This window comes from Levilactobacillus yonginensis, assembly GCF_964065165.1.
GTDB classification, from domain to species: Bacteria; Bacillota; Bacilli; order Lactobacillales; family Lactobacillaceae; genus Levilactobacillus; species Levilactobacillus yonginensis_A.
Genome location: NZ_OZ061549.1, coordinates 687,932 through 702,787, shown reverse-complemented (window position 1 = coordinate 702,787; position 14,856 = coordinate 687,932). Strand labels below are relative to the sequence as shown.

Sequence of the window (14,856 nt, the reverse complement as noted above, 5' to 3'; positions counted from 1 at the left end):
ATGAAATGGTCGTTGACCGAGCTCCGCAAGAATTACCGAAACGAGCCGCTTTCTTTTGAAGAAACACTTGATTTAAAGGCGGACTTAATGGAACGCTATGGCGACGATGTGCTTGATTTAAGCCCCGTCCACGTGAAGGGTATTGCTTCTGTCGTGGATGGTGACGTCGTTGTCGATGCGCAGGTTCAGGCGGACTTAACGGTTCCATCCAGCCGGTCATTAACGCCGGTGGACTTGCCTGTAGATTTCAAGATGACGGAATTTTATGTTTCCGACCCCGCCGCAACCCAACGGTTTGAAAAAACCGACGTTGTGATGGTAGTTAAGGATGACCAAATCGATTTTGATAAGGCTATCGGGGATAACATTCTTTTACAGATTCCGATGCACATTCTTTCAAAGGCCGAACAACAAGGTGCCGAGATGCCGACTGGTCAAGACTGGGAAGTTGTCGCGGAAGAGGACCTTGAAAAGGTTGAGAAGGAAAATCAATCAGTTGATCCACGTCTTGCAAAGTTAAAGGATTTCTTCCCTGATCAGGATGATCAATAATCCTCTTTGTAAGCCTTAAAATTTTTTCACTAGTGGATATAATTTTATTTGAAGGAGGTGTTTTCTTTGGCTGTACCTAAGCGGAAAACGTCTAAGACGAAAAAGGCTATGCGTCGTGGTCACATCAAGTTGACTATGCCTAATTTAACTGCTTGCCCTAACTGTGGTGAATTACGTAAGTCACACATGGTTTGCCCAAGTTGTGGTTTCTACGATGGCCGTCAGGTCGTTGCGGTTAAGAACGCAAACAACTAATTTTATTAGTTTAAAAAACTCCCATGAAGTCCGCGGCTTCTGGGAGTTTTTTTGTGGATTCAAATCGTAACTATGAAGGGTAAGTCAGCTGCTTTCGTCCAGCATTGGCAAGTATCAATATTACTATCATGTACACCGGAGATCAAAGTGTCAAGCAAAAGGCGGCTTTACCTTTGGTTTGAAGCCACGAACGAAGGTCTGTTTCTAAAGGCGTTGTTTGCGCAGCCCTTTTAAGGATGACCTGTAACATATTTTATGGATAGCTTACTTGGCAACGGAACACTAGGGCACTTAATTTACTTGCTAATATTGTTGTTATAATCATCGAATGGATCTGGCAAGGTTACCGGGCGGCTGGTGCCAGTAGATAGATGACTGATTCACCATACTTAGCGTGGTTCTTCGGATAAGCGTAGGCACCGATTCGATAACGGTTAAAACTATTGAAAGTCAGACCGGCTTGGTTGAGTGCACGACCTAATTGGCGTCGTTGCGCTGTTAGAAAGTTCGTAGATTTGGCAATTTTAGTGTTGGCTGAAAATGATAAAATGTCTTCAGAGGCCTCTCCAAAGTAATAAACCAAACAGTTCATCACGCCGTCACTCATGGTCAGTGACGGAATCAACAGATTAGCTGATACCTGGAGTTTTTTATCGGCTACGGTGCCAGGAAAGAGGCTGGTGAGCTGTTGATTAAGGTGCGCGTCGATTAGTCGTTTGTCCACGGCATATCCGGGGGGACCAGCCAATGTACCAGCGGTGACACGGTTGGGATTCAGCCCTTTACTGAGATTGCCGTGCCACACGTAACCGTGAACCCTTTTGTTGGCGCTACGGACCTCATAGTAGGTATCGCGGCCCTTTGATGGTGATTGTAGGATAACCTTGCGTTGGACGATCCAAGTGGTTCTGGGATAATTCTGTAGATTATGAATTTTTTTGGTATGTGCCCGATTCCACATGGGTTTCGGTTGCCCGAGCTTGAAATAGGTCGGGTAAGGGCGAACCTTCTTAGAACTGACCCAGGTGTATTGGGGCTTAGTGGTGGGTTTAGCCTGGGCGGTGACGGACAGTCCAAGTAATGGCCCAGTAAGCGCTAGTAGGAACCAGCCTAACTTTTTCACAATATTCTCCTCCTTGAAGTTGGACGTGCACTGCCAGTGTAGCAAATTGAGGTGCAACTCAGGAGTTGGAAGCAAAAATGGTTGCAGCGATGGTGAAATTTGACTGTCTGCGACTTATTTGTGGGAATTTTTTCGTAAAAGAACTTGGGACCGACCTGACATTTCGCGTATAATGAACCACACGAAGAAAATTGAGGAGTGAGATTGTGGCAATTAAACTTATTGCAACGGACTTGAATGGAACGCTGTTGCACGATGACCAGAGCTTTAACCAGGCGATGTTCACGGAAACTTTAGCAGAATTAACGAAGCACAATGTAAAATTGGTTCTGTCTTCTGGCAACCAATTTGCCCATCTCCGGGAGTTATTTGCTGACGTACTCACACCAGAGTTGGGTATCATCGCTGAGAATGGAGCGTCGATCTACCACGACAACCAGTTGGTCTTTGATGGTAGCTTGACGGCCAGTCAGTTGCAGACGTTTGTTGAAACTGATCGTTTTTTACCGTGTCTCAAAGGGGCCTACATCATTCTGACGGGGGCCAAGGGTTCATACACGGAAATTGGGGTGCCGCAGCAACTGATTGACGCTGCGGAAAAGTTCTACGACAATCTCCACCAGGTCACGAGTTTGCAGGCCGTGACGGATAAGATCAAGAAAATTAGTGTCTCGGTGCTACCAGGGCAGGCGGCACAATTGGTCCAGTCGCTAAATACAGCATTAGCTGGTCGATTGGTCGCGCATGATAGCGGCTATGGGGTCGTTGACCTGGTGACGACTAACGTAGGTAAGCTTCCAGCGGTTCAGTGGTTGGCCCGGCACTGGCACATTCAGGCTGAAGAGATCATGGCGTTTGGTGATGGTGCGAATGATGTACCATTGTTACAGTTTGCTGGTCAGGGTGTGGCCATGAAGAATGCGCCTGTAGAAATTCAGCGTACTGGTAACCTGATTTCCGAATGGTCGAATCAAGAGGATGGGGTCTTGAAAACTATTCAACAGGTGATTGCCAAGCTTGCTTAGCTCGCCGAGCGAATACTAGCCGGTGGCGATTGTTATAATTATAAATTTAATGGAGGAAATCATCGAATTGTCAAATTCCGATGGATGGTCATCGTTAAGTGAAAGAAATTTGAATTTTACTTGGTTTCTGCTAGTTTCCTGGGTACACTGGCTTAAGTTAGTTCAGTTACCGAGTGAATAAGGAGAATCTGAATGCGGAAACGTTGGTTAGTGCTAATCTTACTGGTCGTGAGTGGTCTGAGTGTGTTGTATGTGCGGCATGATTTGCCGCAGGTCGTGCGTTCTTCCCAGGTGACGGTCGCTAAAGCGGCAAGCCGGCTAGGCATTAAGTTGCCATTGGTTGGGCGCAAGGAGACTGCCGGAGCGACGCCCGTTGAGAAAATTGTTAAACCCGGGCAGCTTAAGCCGACCTATTATTATCATTTCGAACCGCGGACGCCCCCAAAGACTCAGGCGCTATTTGAACGGGCAATTGCCGTCTACAACGCTACGGGCATCGTTAATTTGGTAGCAGGCCGACCGGGACTCGGGCAAAATGGCATAAGCTTATATACGTATCACAAGGATCTATCAAACCAACCGGGGTACTTGGAGTTGGGAAAGGGTGGTCCAGAGATTCAAACGATTAGTGGTATCAATCTGCTAACGGTTAATCGCGGTCGCGCGGGATTGAATGCACACTATCCTGACAGGGGTCTCCAGGAGTCCGTGGCTATTCATGAGATTGGACATGTGCTGGGGCTAGATCACAGTCAGAACCGAGGATCGGTAATGTATGCGATTGATCAGGGACATCTACGATTGTCGACGGGGGATCTCCTAGCTCTGCAGTATCTGTATCCGAAAAAAGGACAAAAAAAGTAGCGTTCCTCACGGGAAACGCTACTTTTGATGTTTTTAGAGGAGATTACTTCGTGAAATCAACGACCATCCGACCAACGATTGAGTTGCTCTTCATTTCGTCAATGATGTCGTTAACTTCGTCCAAACGACGTGTCTTAACGATAGGGTGAACCTTACCTTCAGCACCGAATTGGAAAGCTTCAGCTAAGTCTTGACGGGTACCAACTAAGGAACCACGAACTGAGATACCATCCAGAACGGTCTTAGCAATGTTCAATTCCATATCACCTTGTGGTAAAGCAACGGCAACTAACTTGCCATCTGGCTTCAAAGCGTTAACGGATTGGGTGAAGGCGTCTTTCGTAACGGCCGTAACTTGGGCGTTATCAACACCACCAACTTTTTCCTGAATTTGTTCAGCAACGTTGTCATCATGACGGTTGATCAGGATTTCGGCACCGTCTTTCTTAGCAGCAGCTAACTTGTCAGGGTTACCATCAACGGCAACAACGTGAGCACCGAAGACATTGTGTGCGTATTGGATAGCCAGGTTACCTAAACCACCGGCACCAACAACTTCAACCCATTGGCCTGGCTTCGTTTCACCAGTCTTCAAAGCTTTGTACATCGTAACACCGGCACAAGTCAGGGAAGTTGCTTCTACTGGGTCCAAGCCTTCTGGGACCTTAACGGCGTAGTTAGCATCAACGATGCATTCTTCAGCCATGGCACCATCAACGGTAAAACCGGAGTTTTGAACGTTACGGCAAAGAGTTTCACGACCGGTTAAGCAGTATTCACAGTGGCCACAGCCCTTGAAGAACCAAGCAACGGAAACCCGGTCACCAATCTTCAAATTATCAACATCGTCGGCAACTTGGATAACTTTACCAACACCTTCATGGCCAATGATCCGGCCTGGTTGCTTGCCAAAGTCACCAGCGGCAACGTGCAAGTCGGTGTGGCAAAGACCACAATACTCCATCTTAACTAAGGCTTCACCATGGGTAATGGGACGTAAAGTAACATCTTTAATATCAACGTAACCGTCGACTGAATCGCGAATAACAGCAGCTTTCATGAAAAAATCCCCTTTTCTTTTTTGTCTACATGCTCAGTATACAGCAAGTCCAAATAGTTTCAAGTGAATTTTTTAACATATACCATCTTTTTTTGTGAAAGTATTTAAACCATTCGCAGTAGCACTGACTTGGCCTGATTAGTTTGCTCAATAAACGGATGTGAATAGTGAAACTAGCGAGCTTTCATAGGCAACAATAAATTTTCGGGACAATCGGTTGCACGTTTTCAGAAAAGGTTAAAAAAGTCTATAGATGATTAAATTCACAAGTTTTCTGTGAACGGCGCAGGGGTTTTCGCATACAATTATGAGAAAATATGATAAAATTAAATGTTGAATGAATATCGGACGTTCGCTCATTCGTTGGGACACTTGAAGGGCGAGCGCGGTTAATTATCCTAGAGGAGTTAAAGCGCAATGAGTCGAATTTTAATTATTGAAGATGAAAAAAACCTTGCCCGTTTCGTGGAATTGGAACTCAAACACGAAGGGTATGAAACCAACGTGCAATTCAATGGCCGGACGGGGCTAGAAGCAGCATTATCACAGGATTTCGACGTTATTTTACTTGATTTGATGTTGCCAGAATTAAATGGGATTGAAGTCGCCCGGCGGGTTCGTGAAGAAAAAAGCACGCCAATCATTATGATGACAGCCCGTGATTCAGTGATCGACCGAGTTTCCGGCTTGGATCATGGTGCGGATGACTACATTGTTAAGCCATTTGCTATTGAAGAATTATTGGCCCGGGTGCGGGCACTTCTTCGGCGGATTCATCTGGAAGGTGAACAGAAGAACACCAAGCAGACGACGGTTAAGTTCAAGGACCTGACGATTGAAAAAGAAAACCGAATCGTTCGTCGTGGTGATGAAGTGATTAACCTGACGAAGCGGGAATATGAGTTACTGTTAGCCTTAATGGAAAACATCAATGTGGTGTTGGCCAGAGATGTGTTACTGACGAAGGTTTGGGGTTACGAATCCGAAGTTGAAACTAACGTGGTGGACGTATACGTGCGTTACCTTCGGAACAAAATTGATGTCGCCGGTCAGAAGAGTTATATCCAGACTGTCCGGGGTACAGGGTACGTGATGCGTTCGTGAGATCGCCACAAGTCGATGAATCTTTGAATGATGAGCCAAAGAAATCTAAGGGCTTCCGTTTTTCACTGAAGTGGGAATGGGCGCTGTCCACCGTTTTTGGCGTATTAGTCATTTTTGGGGTCATCGTTTTTCTTATTTTTAACAGCTTTATGACGGTATTGATGCGGCAGGAAAAGACCCATGTTGCGGATTCAATGAACGTAGTGGTTGAACGGTTGAATAGCCAGCAAACACCGTTGACTAGTGCGGGGGTGAACCGCCAGTTGCGGCCACGAGCAGTGCTCGGAACGACCAAACAACCGGGTGCTTCTTATAATAATGCTGTAATTACGAGTTTAGCGCGTGATAGTCAAACGGTAACTGTTTTCGATGCACAGGGCAGGGAACTGTTTGCCACGGGCCAAAGTAAAACAGCTTTCAAACAAACCCGCAGTCAGCGAATTGTGACTCAGACGATTAACCACCGTAAACACTTGGTGGGCCGCATGCCTATCAAGGCTAAGCAGGGAAATCTCCTGCTGGGTTACGTGCAGGTCACTGATAATCTCCGGGATTATCACAGCACTCAAGTGACCCTGTTGCAGGTTGAAATTGTGCTCGGGTTGATGGCAGCGTTAGCAGCGGCGGTTCTGAGCTATAGCTTGGCAACCTTCCTGTTACGACCGGTCGAGGCCATTAGGGATGCTATTCATGCCGTTAGGGAGGATCCGCAGACGGATGTCCGTGTACCCGAGATGCACCATCAAGATGAGCTGAGCGACCTGGGAGCACTGTTTAACGACATGTTAGACACGACCCAGCGCTATATGGACCAGCAACAGCAATTTGTGGAGGACGTTTCCCATGAGTTAAGAACGCCAGTGGCCATTATTCAAGGACACATGGAGATGCTTAATCGGTGGGGCAAGGACGACCCAGAGGTGCTGGATGAGTCCATCAAAGCTTCCTTACAGGAAACGAAACGGATGCAGAGTCTGGTTCAAGAAATGTTGGATCTCCAGCGGGCGGAACAGATTGAGGTCAATTACCCGAACGAAGTCACTGATGTCAGTGAAGTGGTTCTACAAGTCTTTGACAACTTCAAGATGATCCATCCGGACTACGTCTTCATCTTAGATGACGATGTCCGTCACACCTTACAGGCGCAGATCTACCGGAATCACTTGGAACAGATTCTGATTATTTTGTTAGATAATGCGGTCAAGTATTCTCAAAAACGTAAAGAGGTTCATCTGACGTACGAAAGTGATCGTCGAAACCTCGAAATTGCCGTTCAAGACTTCGGGGAAGGTATCTCTCAGGAGAACCGCGACCGAGTCTTCAACCGTTTCTACCGGGTGGATAAGGCTCGTTCTCGAACCAAGGGGGGCAATGGCTTGGGACTATCGATCGCCAAACGGTTGATTGAGGCTTACCATGGCCGAATCACCATCGAAAGTGCCTTGGGTCACGGCTCCGTTTTCCGGATCTCGCTACCGATTTTGTCGGATGCAGATGCCCAGGTCTTAAATGCGAAGAAGGAGCAGATTCAAGCAGCCAATGATATTCCGGGTATCCAGTCACAATTATTGGAGGATGCACCGGTGGATTCGCCTAAACCGTCAGACGATTCATCTAAATCAGATCTTTAGCCTTCGTTAGTTGCTAGAAAATTAATATAATTAAAAATGGGAGATAGGCCATACGGGTCCATCTCCCATTTTTTGATGAATTAATTATTCTCTGGCTATAACCATTGGGTAATTACTTCACTCTCTGGGCAATAGCAAAAGCATAGAACTTAACGGTAAGAGGAGTATTATCTTTAGCCTTATTGCCAGTTGTATTTTCGGCAATATTTAGCCCAATTTGATAGTTCTTCAAACGTTTTAGCTTTGCAGTTGTTAATCCGTAGTCTTTTGCTAGAATACGCTTAACTTTCTTAACTCGGGTAGCAGTTGCGACATTATTGCTCTGCTTTAAATAGGCAGTAACCTTAGGGAAATATGTAATATGCTTATAGTTTTTGGTCTTTAGAGAGCTAAATTTAACATCGGGAAGAGACGAATCTTCATCGGACATGGTTTCCGCGAATTTATAAGCAGCAATATTAGTTAAATCTAAGTTTAACTTCATATTTGGTAATGCTTTGACTAAAGCCTTAGTAATTTTTTGTGATTTAGAGTATTTAATGTAATTGGCATAGTCTGCGTTGTTAGAAAACTTTGCTAGTCGAACATAACGGCTTTTGAGCCGATCCATTGCTAATCCTTTGGTCAAATATCCACGCCAAACATAGCCAAGCGTTCCTTTAGGATGCTTTTTGGTGCCACCAGCATCGACATAATAATAGACGGCTTTTGTATTTCCATGTTTAAGAACCGCAATTGAATTAAGTGTGAACGTCGTGTTGGGACGATCGGTCAAATATCCGTATCGTTTAGTGTGCTTCTTATTCCAAAGAGCAACCCGTTTATTGGGGTGCTTTGCCCGATAAGAAGTTGCTGGCACGTTGTACCACTTCTCTGAAACTACTGTGTACTTTGTTGCAGCTTGAGCCGATGGGGAAGATATGAGACATAATGCAATGCCAAGTGTTACGCCAAAACAATACCTAGTCCATTTCTTAATTTCATAGCATTCACTCCTCTTACTTGAGTCTACCATGAATTGGAGATGGATTAAAACAATGCTCGATGGCTAAGACAGGCCGTTCAGTTCCGTAAAATAGGCTATATCAAGGGATTAGGCGGTAAAATTCTAGGATTCATATCCAAGATAGCGGTCTTCTCACCACTTTTAAGGTGGATTGTTTTTTCGGTAGGGAACTTGATTTCACACTTTCCTTTCAACGTCGTTTAAACGATTATTTTTAAAGAAAGTCTCAAACGGTCTTGGGTAAATAACAGTAGATTCAAAATAAACAACTGGATTAGTCGTTAGATTGCAAGGCTTTAAAACCGGTAATCGTATGGGCAAAGGTGAAATTATAAAGATGCTTCTTTTGGTGGTAGATAGCCCAACTGCTTTTCCCATTGAGACATCAATACCAATAACATCAGGTTGTTCCAAAACTAACGTTTCCTAAAACGGAACTATGCTAAGATTAACTCCGGCTATCTTCATTTCCTAACCACGGTTCCGAAGACCCCCATATTTAAACCTGAATTGCAGTAGGATTTTTTCAAAAGCGGGGTTGACAGCCTCTATAAATTTCGCTATTCTGTGGTAACTACTTAATTACTATAGTAATTAACCAATGCAGGAGGATATTATGAAAATTTGGGGGAAATTTGGTTTATTTATCATTGGACTCGCGGCCGTTGCTGGGGTAGGCGCAATTTTATTGCCAGCCTTGACCAAAAATAGACATTCGGAATTGGCAATGGCTATCGATAATGTGAACCCGTTAGTGAAGAATGAAACGGTTTATGCGTCGACATCTGCTAAGCCGGTACGCCAGTTTATTGGTGGGGGTGGTGAGAAGGAATATACGTACCAGCTGGTAACTTACAATCAGCAAGGAAAATCGCGGACGTTGACCTTTGATTCTCAGTGGCGGTTGAAACCACAGCGCTTTTTGAAAATTGAAACAAAGGGACAAAATGTGGAGTCTTGGTCTGAAGCGAAAAAAGAGTCAGTCCCCAGCGGAGTTCGGCAGAATTTGATGATGTCGTAAGCAAGTTCCCCTTAGATGGGGTGACTAAATACCTAATTTACACTTTCTGTATCTAACAACATCGGAGCGTTTTGTAATATGGTCAAGTGTTGACATGACTTGTGACGATTACGCTAGGGTAGCAATTGATTGACAACTATCTGAATTTCCAGAAGAGGTCTAGATGGATAGCTGAAGGGTGAAAGTAAGCCTCTTGTAATAGGCAATCATAATGAATATTGTCCTGATTTCACGATGACTAACCATTTTGGCAAATTTGGCGGTAGTTCGGCAGACTGCGGTCGTCGATGGTCGTCGATTCTTAGCTGTTAAGTTGATGCTTGTATTAATCAATAAGCCAAGTAATGCGGTTTGCCAATTGGCCAGCCAATCACGCTTCTTTTTAAAAAGGTTACACAAAAACCGCCATCCCAGGACTAATCTGGAATGGCGGTTTTAAGCTGCGTTAGTCAGAATTGCTTAATGGTGATGCTGTTGTTTGCCAGCATTCCGATTGCGATTCTTGGTACTCGTTTGTTTGGCAGCGAGGGCCTTCTTTTCGGGCTCAGCTGGCTTAGCAACAACGGGTTCAACTACTGGTGCGGGATTTTCCTTCATCTTGGCTTGGATTTCTTTACGAATCCGTGGTCGGTAGAAGTTGATGATCAACGTTTGGATGCAGGCAAATAACCCACCGACGAAGAAGTATAAGCCTAACCCGGCCGGTGAACTCATCGTGAAGAACAGAATCATCACGGGTGAGAGCAACAAGGTCATACGCATTTGTTTTTTCTGATCGTCAGGCATCCCCAACATGGATAGGTACCCTTGTAACAGGTAAGAGGCGAAGGAGAGAATTGCCAGAATCCAACTTGACTTCCCTAAGGGGATGTTCATGAAGACGGAACTCGATAACTCTGGTGAGTACCGAATGGCGGCGTACAGTGCAGCAAAGATCGGCATTTGAATCAACAATGGCAAACAGCCGATTCCACCGGTCATACTGATACCGTTATTCCGGTAGAGAGCCATCATGGCTTGACTGGCAGCCTGTTGTTCTTCGGGTGTCTTTGCAGCCTTCTGTTGTTTTTGCAAGGCCGTCATTTGCGGTCGAACCATGGAAATCTTTTCCTGTTGAACCGTGGCGCCACGCATTTGCTTGACCATGATTGGCAAGAGCACCATCCGTACGATAACGGTTAGGGCGATAATGGCCCAACCATAACTACCGCCGAAGATGTTGGCAAACCAGTTCATGACGTGTTGTCCAGGAACGGCTAAATAATCGTACACGAACCCGTAAGGTTTACCGTTTTTGGTCTGCACACAGCCGCTTAGCAGAAGTGCGAGTCCGGCCAGCGAACCGAGCGCTGTGACTTTCTTGGATATTTTCATTTTATGTTTTGAACCCCTTTATAATTGCTGTGTAGAGCGTGAACGCTCCCGACGACGAAAACGCCGTCAACATCAAACATCTTACTTGATTTAGAGGCCTTTTTCAAATAATAACCAAAAGTTATCCATAAAATAATATTCACGGTGGTGAGTGCTCTTAAGCATATAGTTGAATCAGTCCATGAAATTGGACTCATTGGTGCAGATAACGTTATTTAGCATCGGCTAAGCAATGATCTGAAAACCGTTAAAGTGGTGTAGGGGGAGGTCCGTTACGTCGATGGCTTGAACGGAAATCCAGGGAGCTAGGCCATGATTGAGCTGGGTTTGAAAGTCAACGAGTTGGTGTGAGTCGCCGGTGGCCAATACTTCGACCTGACCGTTGCTACAATTTCTGACGGTGCCGGTGACACCTAGTTGCTGGGCTACCTTGGCTGTTGACCACCGAAAACCGACGCCCTGAACCAGACCACTAATAATGAGTTTTTGGGTTTGCACAGTGTTGATTGCCTCCTTCTAAGCGTGATTTCTTTCTTAATCATACCGCGTAACGCCCTAGAGCAACTAGCAATATGGTAAACTTAGGAAAACAAATTGGATGGGAGTAAGCGACCGTGAGAGAAAAGATAACGTCAGGGCAAAATAAGCGCGTCAAGCAGTGGCGGGCTTTGACTAGTAAAAAGGGACGGAAAGCAACTCAAACCTACCTATTAGAAAGTTGGCATTTGGTTCAGGAGGCAATCAAGGCTCAGCAACCACTGACTGCCATCTTGGGAACGGCTGAGCAGTTGGACCGGCACGCTGCTGAGCTACCGGATAACGTCGATATTTTCGAACTGACTGAAAGTATTGCCAATACAATCGGGGATACTGGTACCCCCCAAGGAATTTTTGCAACTGCGCCGTTAACACGCGATGAAGACGTTGATCCAGCTGTGGCGACTGGTGTCTGGCTCTTCCTCGACTACGTACAAGATCCCGGTAACATTGGGACCATGGTGCGGACGGCAGATGCGGCGGGTCTGGCCGGGGTAGTCTTTGGCAAGGGAACGGCGAGTCGCTACCTGCCTAAAGTTCTGCGATCCATGCAAGGGAGTCAGTTTCACATCCAAGTGGTGGAAGCCGACCTGCATGACTGGATCAGTGCCTTCACGAGTCGGCACTTACCCGTCTATGGAACGAATCTAGATCCACAGGCGAAAGATTACCGGGATGTGCCCGCTCTCAGTGCAGGTGCTATCATCATGGGTAACGAGGGTAATGGAATGGCGCCCGACCTCCAGCAGATGACGACTAGAAACCTGTATATTCCCATCAAGGGTCAGGCAGAATCACTGAACGTGGCGATTGCTGCGGGAGTCGTGATGTTTCGGCTAGTGGGCTGATGGTTAAGAAACGGTAAACCCGCTCAAAAATGAAGCGTAATGGTTGCAATTTAGCCAAAAGCAAGTAAGATATAGGGTTAAGAAGACTGAAAATCATAATTTCAAATGAAAAGGAAGCATTCTATGACCAAACTTACTTGGCGCGATGACCCCGAGTACCTTGCTTTAGTTTCTGACTTGTTGGCACAGGAGCCGGTTCAACGCCTGGCGAATTATACCCAGCATCACCACTCTAACCGATTAGACCACTCTATTTCGGTTTCCTACAATAGCTATTTGATTGCAAAGAAACTTGGTTTGAATACCCGGGCCACTGCGCGGGGTGGGTTGTTACATGACTTGTTTTATTATGATTGGCGCACGACGAAGTTCAATCTGGGCTCGCACGCATTCATCCATCCACGAGTTTCCCTCCGGAACGCTGAGAAGCTGACGGACCTGAGCCCAATGGAAAAAGATATTATTCTGAAGCATATGTGGGGTGCCACCCTCGCTATGCCTAAATACCGGGAGAGTGTCATTGTTTCTTTGGTGGATGACTATGAAGCTGTTCATGAATTCTGTGGACCAGCCCGTAAGCGTGTTGAAGCTCTGATGGACAAGGTTACGCCTAACGCCTAGTTTCAGTGAAACCTGGATGGGAGGCAACGATGAAGATGCAAACAATGTCACCAAAGGTGCCTGACGAATCCACTGTGGATTTCACACTTTGTCCACGATTCGAACAGACTTTTTCTTTTTTGGGTAAGAAGTGGAATGGCTTAATTATTGATGTTCTGCTTCAAGAAGGTCCACAACGATTCCGTGATTTAGCGCGGAAGATTCCGCGTTGCAGCGATCGGGTCCTGGTTGAGCGTTTAAAGGAATTGGAAGTTAATGGCGTGATTGTTCGCCGGACCTTTCCAGACAACGCGTTGATCGAATACGAATTAACCCAAAAGGGGCAAGAGTTCAAAGATATCATGTTGGCCGTTCACGCTTGGTCAGATAAGTGGTATTGCCCAACGGAAACCAACCAGAAGTAGTTGACAGTTTTCAGAAAATCCGCTAGGCTAAGAGAACGTAATAGTTAAAAACGATGATAGAAAAGCAGTAGCCGGTATCGTTTGTCAGGAAGAGTTTGCCTAGACTGTAAGCAAACTTCAGACGGGTTGGTGAATTCAGTTCTTGAGTTGCCATCGGGATTCGTGGAAACACGATGAATGATCGACCGGTAAGTGACCGTTATCACGACTGAGTGTGGTCAAAGTCTTGGACTTTGGCTGAAATCAGGGTGGTACCGCGAAGCTTCGTCCCTAGTTAAGGGGCGGAGCTTTTTTGTTTGCCCAGAACGCGACTGAATCTTTGCTACCAGTGTCGTAAAACTATGATTAGAAGCAGAACATTAAAAATGGAGGATGTTGTATGTCGTTAAAAGATAAATTAAGCGAACTGCACCAACGCGGTTTGGCTGAAATTCAGAAATCAAGCGACCTCAAGGACGTGAACCAAGTCCGGGTATCGTTGTTAGGTAAAAAGGGTCCCATCACGGAAGTTTTGCGGGGCATGCGGGACTTAGACGCCGAAGAACGGCCCAAGGTTGGTGCCTTTGCCAATGAAATTCGTGATGATTTAACGGCAGCTTTGACCAAGCGTCGTGAAGAATTGGAAAATGCCGTTTTGAACGCCCGATTGGCGAATGAAAAAATCGATGTAACGTTGCCTGGGACACCAGTAGCCAAGGGTGAACCACACGTGATTCAACAAATTATCGATCAAATCGAAGACCTCTTCTTGGGAATGGGTTACCAGGTTTTGAGTGGACCTGAAGTTGAAGAAGATAAGTACAACTTTGAAATGATGAATTTGCCCAAGAATCACCCAGCTCGGGATATGCAGGATACGTTCTACATTACGAAGGAAATCTTGATGCGGACACAGACATCACCAATGCAAGCACGGACACTGGAAAAGCACGATTTTAGTCAAGGGCCGTTGAAGATGATCTCGCCTGGAGTTGTTTACCGTCGCGATACCGATGACCCAACCCACTCCCACCAATTTCATCAGGTGGAAGGGCTGGTTATCGACAAGCACGTCACCATGGCTGACCTGAAGGGGACCCTTCAAGTTCTGGCTCACGAATTGTTTGGGGATAAGTTTGACGTCCGCTTGCGGCCAAGCTACTTCCCATTTACTGAACCTTCCGTTGAAGCTGACATTACCTGCTTTAACTGTGGTGGTAAGGGCTGCGGTGTTTGCAAGAATACCGGTTGGATCGAAGTTCTCGGTGCCGGCATGGTTCACCCGAACGTCTTGAAGATGGCCGGTGTGGATCCTGATGTTTACGGTGGGTTTGCCTTCGGTGTGGGCCCAGACCGGTTCGCTATGTTGAAGTATGGGGTCGATGACATCCGGAACTTCTACTTAAATGATGTTCGCTTCCTTACGCAATTCACGAAGAAAGGATAACCGCC

The 14,856-nt window shown here is 46.0% G+C and carries 18 protein-coding genes; 11 read left to right on the top strand and 7 right to left on the bottom strand.

The features are described 5' to 3' along the window. Together AB3Y94_RS03450 and rpmF are read left to right on the top strand one after the other, a co-directional pair. The gene (locus AB3Y94_RS03450) at positions 1–552 is read left to right on the top strand and encodes a DUF177 domain-containing protein (RefSeq protein WP_125683296.1); all 552 of its coding nucleotides are present in this window, start codon (positions 1–3) and stop codon (positions 550–552) included. A gap of 66 nt (positions 553–618) precedes the next feature. Continuing rightward, positions 619–807, top strand: a complete 189-nt coding sequence (rpmF, locus tag AB3Y94_RS03445) for a 50S ribosomal protein L32 (RefSeq protein WP_048731903.1) — start codon at positions 619–621, stop codon at positions 805–807. A 343-nt stretch (positions 808–1,150) separates the two neighbouring features. On the opposite strand, the gene AB3Y94_RS03440 is transcribed toward rpmF, so the two are convergent. Continuing rightward, positions 1,151–1,930, bottom strand: coding sequence for a hypothetical protein (locus AB3Y94_RS03440; protein ID WP_125683298.1), 780 nt, complete (start codon positions 1,928–1,930; stop codon positions 1,151–1,153). A 206-nt stretch (positions 1,931–2,136) separates the two neighbouring features. Here AB3Y94_RS03440 and AB3Y94_RS03435 point away from each other — a divergent pair, with 206 nt between their 5' ends. Beyond that, on the top strand, positions 2,137–2,955 hold the full coding sequence (locus tag AB3Y94_RS03435; RefSeq protein ID WP_125683300.1) for a Cof-type HAD-IIB family hydrolase: 819 nt from the start codon (positions 2,137–2,139) through the stop codon (positions 2,953–2,955). Positions 2,956–3,147: 192 nt separating this feature from the next. Next, positions 3,148–3,819 (top strand): matrixin family metalloprotease, encoded by a 672-nt coding sequence (locus AB3Y94_RS03430; RefSeq protein ID WP_125683302.1) that lies wholly within the window; start codon positions 3,148–3,150, stop codon positions 3,817–3,819. A gap of 43 nt (positions 3,820–3,862) precedes the next feature. On the opposite strand, the gene adhP is transcribed toward AB3Y94_RS03430, so the two are convergent. After that, on the bottom strand, positions 3,863–4,879 hold the full coding sequence (gene adhP / locus AB3Y94_RS03425) for an alcohol dehydrogenase AdhP (protein WP_125683304.1): 1,017 nt from the start codon (positions 4,877–4,879) through the stop codon (positions 3,863–3,865). A gap of 417 nt (positions 4,880–5,296) precedes the next feature. Between adhP and AB3Y94_RS03420 the strand changes: the two genes are divergently transcribed. Together AB3Y94_RS03420 and AB3Y94_RS03415 are read left to right on the top strand one after the other, a co-directional pair. Continuing rightward, positions 5,297–5,983: a response regulator transcription factor gene (locus AB3Y94_RS03420; protein WP_125683306.1), complete on the top strand. Its 687-nt coding sequence runs from the start codon at positions 5,297–5,299 to the stop codon at positions 5,981–5,983. A gap of 23 nt (positions 5,984–6,006) precedes the next feature. Then, positions 6,007–7,614, top strand: coding sequence for an ATP-binding protein (locus AB3Y94_RS03415; protein WP_367295112.1), 1,608 nt, complete (start codon positions 6,007–6,009; stop codon positions 7,612–7,614). Positions 7,615–7,726: 112 nt separating this feature from the next. Here AB3Y94_RS03415 and AB3Y94_RS03410 read toward each other — a convergent pair whose 3' ends face one another. Then, positions 7,727–8,473, bottom strand: coding sequence for a hypothetical protein (locus AB3Y94_RS03410; RefSeq protein ID WP_367295111.1), 747 nt, complete (start codon positions 8,471–8,473; stop codon positions 7,727–7,729). 324 nt (positions 8,474–8,797) lie between these two features. Next, positions 8,798–9,034, bottom strand: a complete 237-nt coding sequence (locus AB3Y94_RS03405) for a hypothetical protein (RefSeq protein WP_125683312.1) — start codon at positions 9,032–9,034, stop codon at positions 8,798–8,800. Positions 9,035–9,236: 202 nt separating this feature from the next. Between AB3Y94_RS03405 and AB3Y94_RS03400 the strand changes: the two genes are divergently transcribed. After that, on the top strand, positions 9,237–9,641 hold the full coding sequence (locus tag AB3Y94_RS03400) for a YxeA family protein (RefSeq protein WP_125683314.1): 405 nt from the start codon (positions 9,237–9,239) through the stop codon (positions 9,639–9,641). Between the two features lie 459 nt (positions 9,642–10,100). Here AB3Y94_RS03400 and yidC read toward each other — a convergent pair whose 3' ends face one another. Together yidC and AB3Y94_RS03390 are read right to left on the bottom strand one after the other, a co-directional pair. Further along, the gene (yidC, locus tag AB3Y94_RS03395; RefSeq protein ID WP_125683316.1) at positions 10,101–11,015 is read right to left on the bottom strand and encodes a membrane protein insertase YidC; all 915 of its coding nucleotides are present in this window, start codon (positions 11,013–11,015) and stop codon (positions 10,101–10,103) included. A 225-nt stretch (positions 11,016–11,240) separates the two neighbouring features. Further along, a complete protein-coding gene (locus tag AB3Y94_RS03390) occupies positions 11,241–11,513 on the bottom strand; it encodes an acylphosphatase (RefSeq protein WP_367295110.1) in 273 nt (90 codons plus the stop codon). Positions 11,514–11,629: 116 nt separating this feature from the next. On the opposite strand from AB3Y94_RS03390, the gene AB3Y94_RS03385 reads away from it, so the two are divergent. The 3 genes from AB3Y94_RS03385 (at position 11,630) to AB3Y94_RS03375 (ending at position 13,425) form a co-directional block, all read left to right on the top strand. Beyond that, on the top strand, positions 11,630–12,400 hold the full coding sequence (locus AB3Y94_RS03385; protein ID WP_367295109.1) for a TrmH family RNA methyltransferase: 771 nt from the start codon (positions 11,630–11,632) through the stop codon (positions 12,398–12,400). 123 nt (positions 12,401–12,523) lie between these two features. Next, positions 12,524–13,021 (top strand): HD domain-containing protein, encoded by a 498-nt coding sequence (locus AB3Y94_RS03380; protein ID WP_125683322.1) that lies wholly within the window; start codon positions 12,524–12,526, stop codon positions 13,019–13,021. A gap of 35 nt (positions 13,022–13,056) precedes the next feature. Continuing rightward, on the top strand, positions 13,057–13,425 hold the full coding sequence (locus tag AB3Y94_RS03375) for a helix-turn-helix domain-containing protein (protein WP_125683393.1): 369 nt from the start codon (positions 13,057–13,059) through the stop codon (positions 13,423–13,425). 22 nt (positions 13,426–13,447) lie between these two features. Here AB3Y94_RS03375 and AB3Y94_RS03370 read toward each other — a convergent pair whose 3' ends face one another. Then, positions 13,448–13,579, bottom strand: coding sequence for a hypothetical protein (locus AB3Y94_RS03370; protein ID WP_263853769.1), 132 nt, complete (start codon positions 13,577–13,579; stop codon positions 13,448–13,450). A 225-nt stretch (positions 13,580–13,804) separates the two neighbouring features. On the opposite strand from AB3Y94_RS03370, the gene pheS reads away from it, so the two are divergent. Continuing rightward, entirely contained in the window at positions 13,805–14,851 is a 1,047-nt protein-coding gene (gene pheS, locus AB3Y94_RS03365; protein WP_125683324.1) for a phenylalanine--tRNA ligase subunit alpha, read from the top strand. Positions 14,852–14,856: the final 5 nt, after the last annotated feature.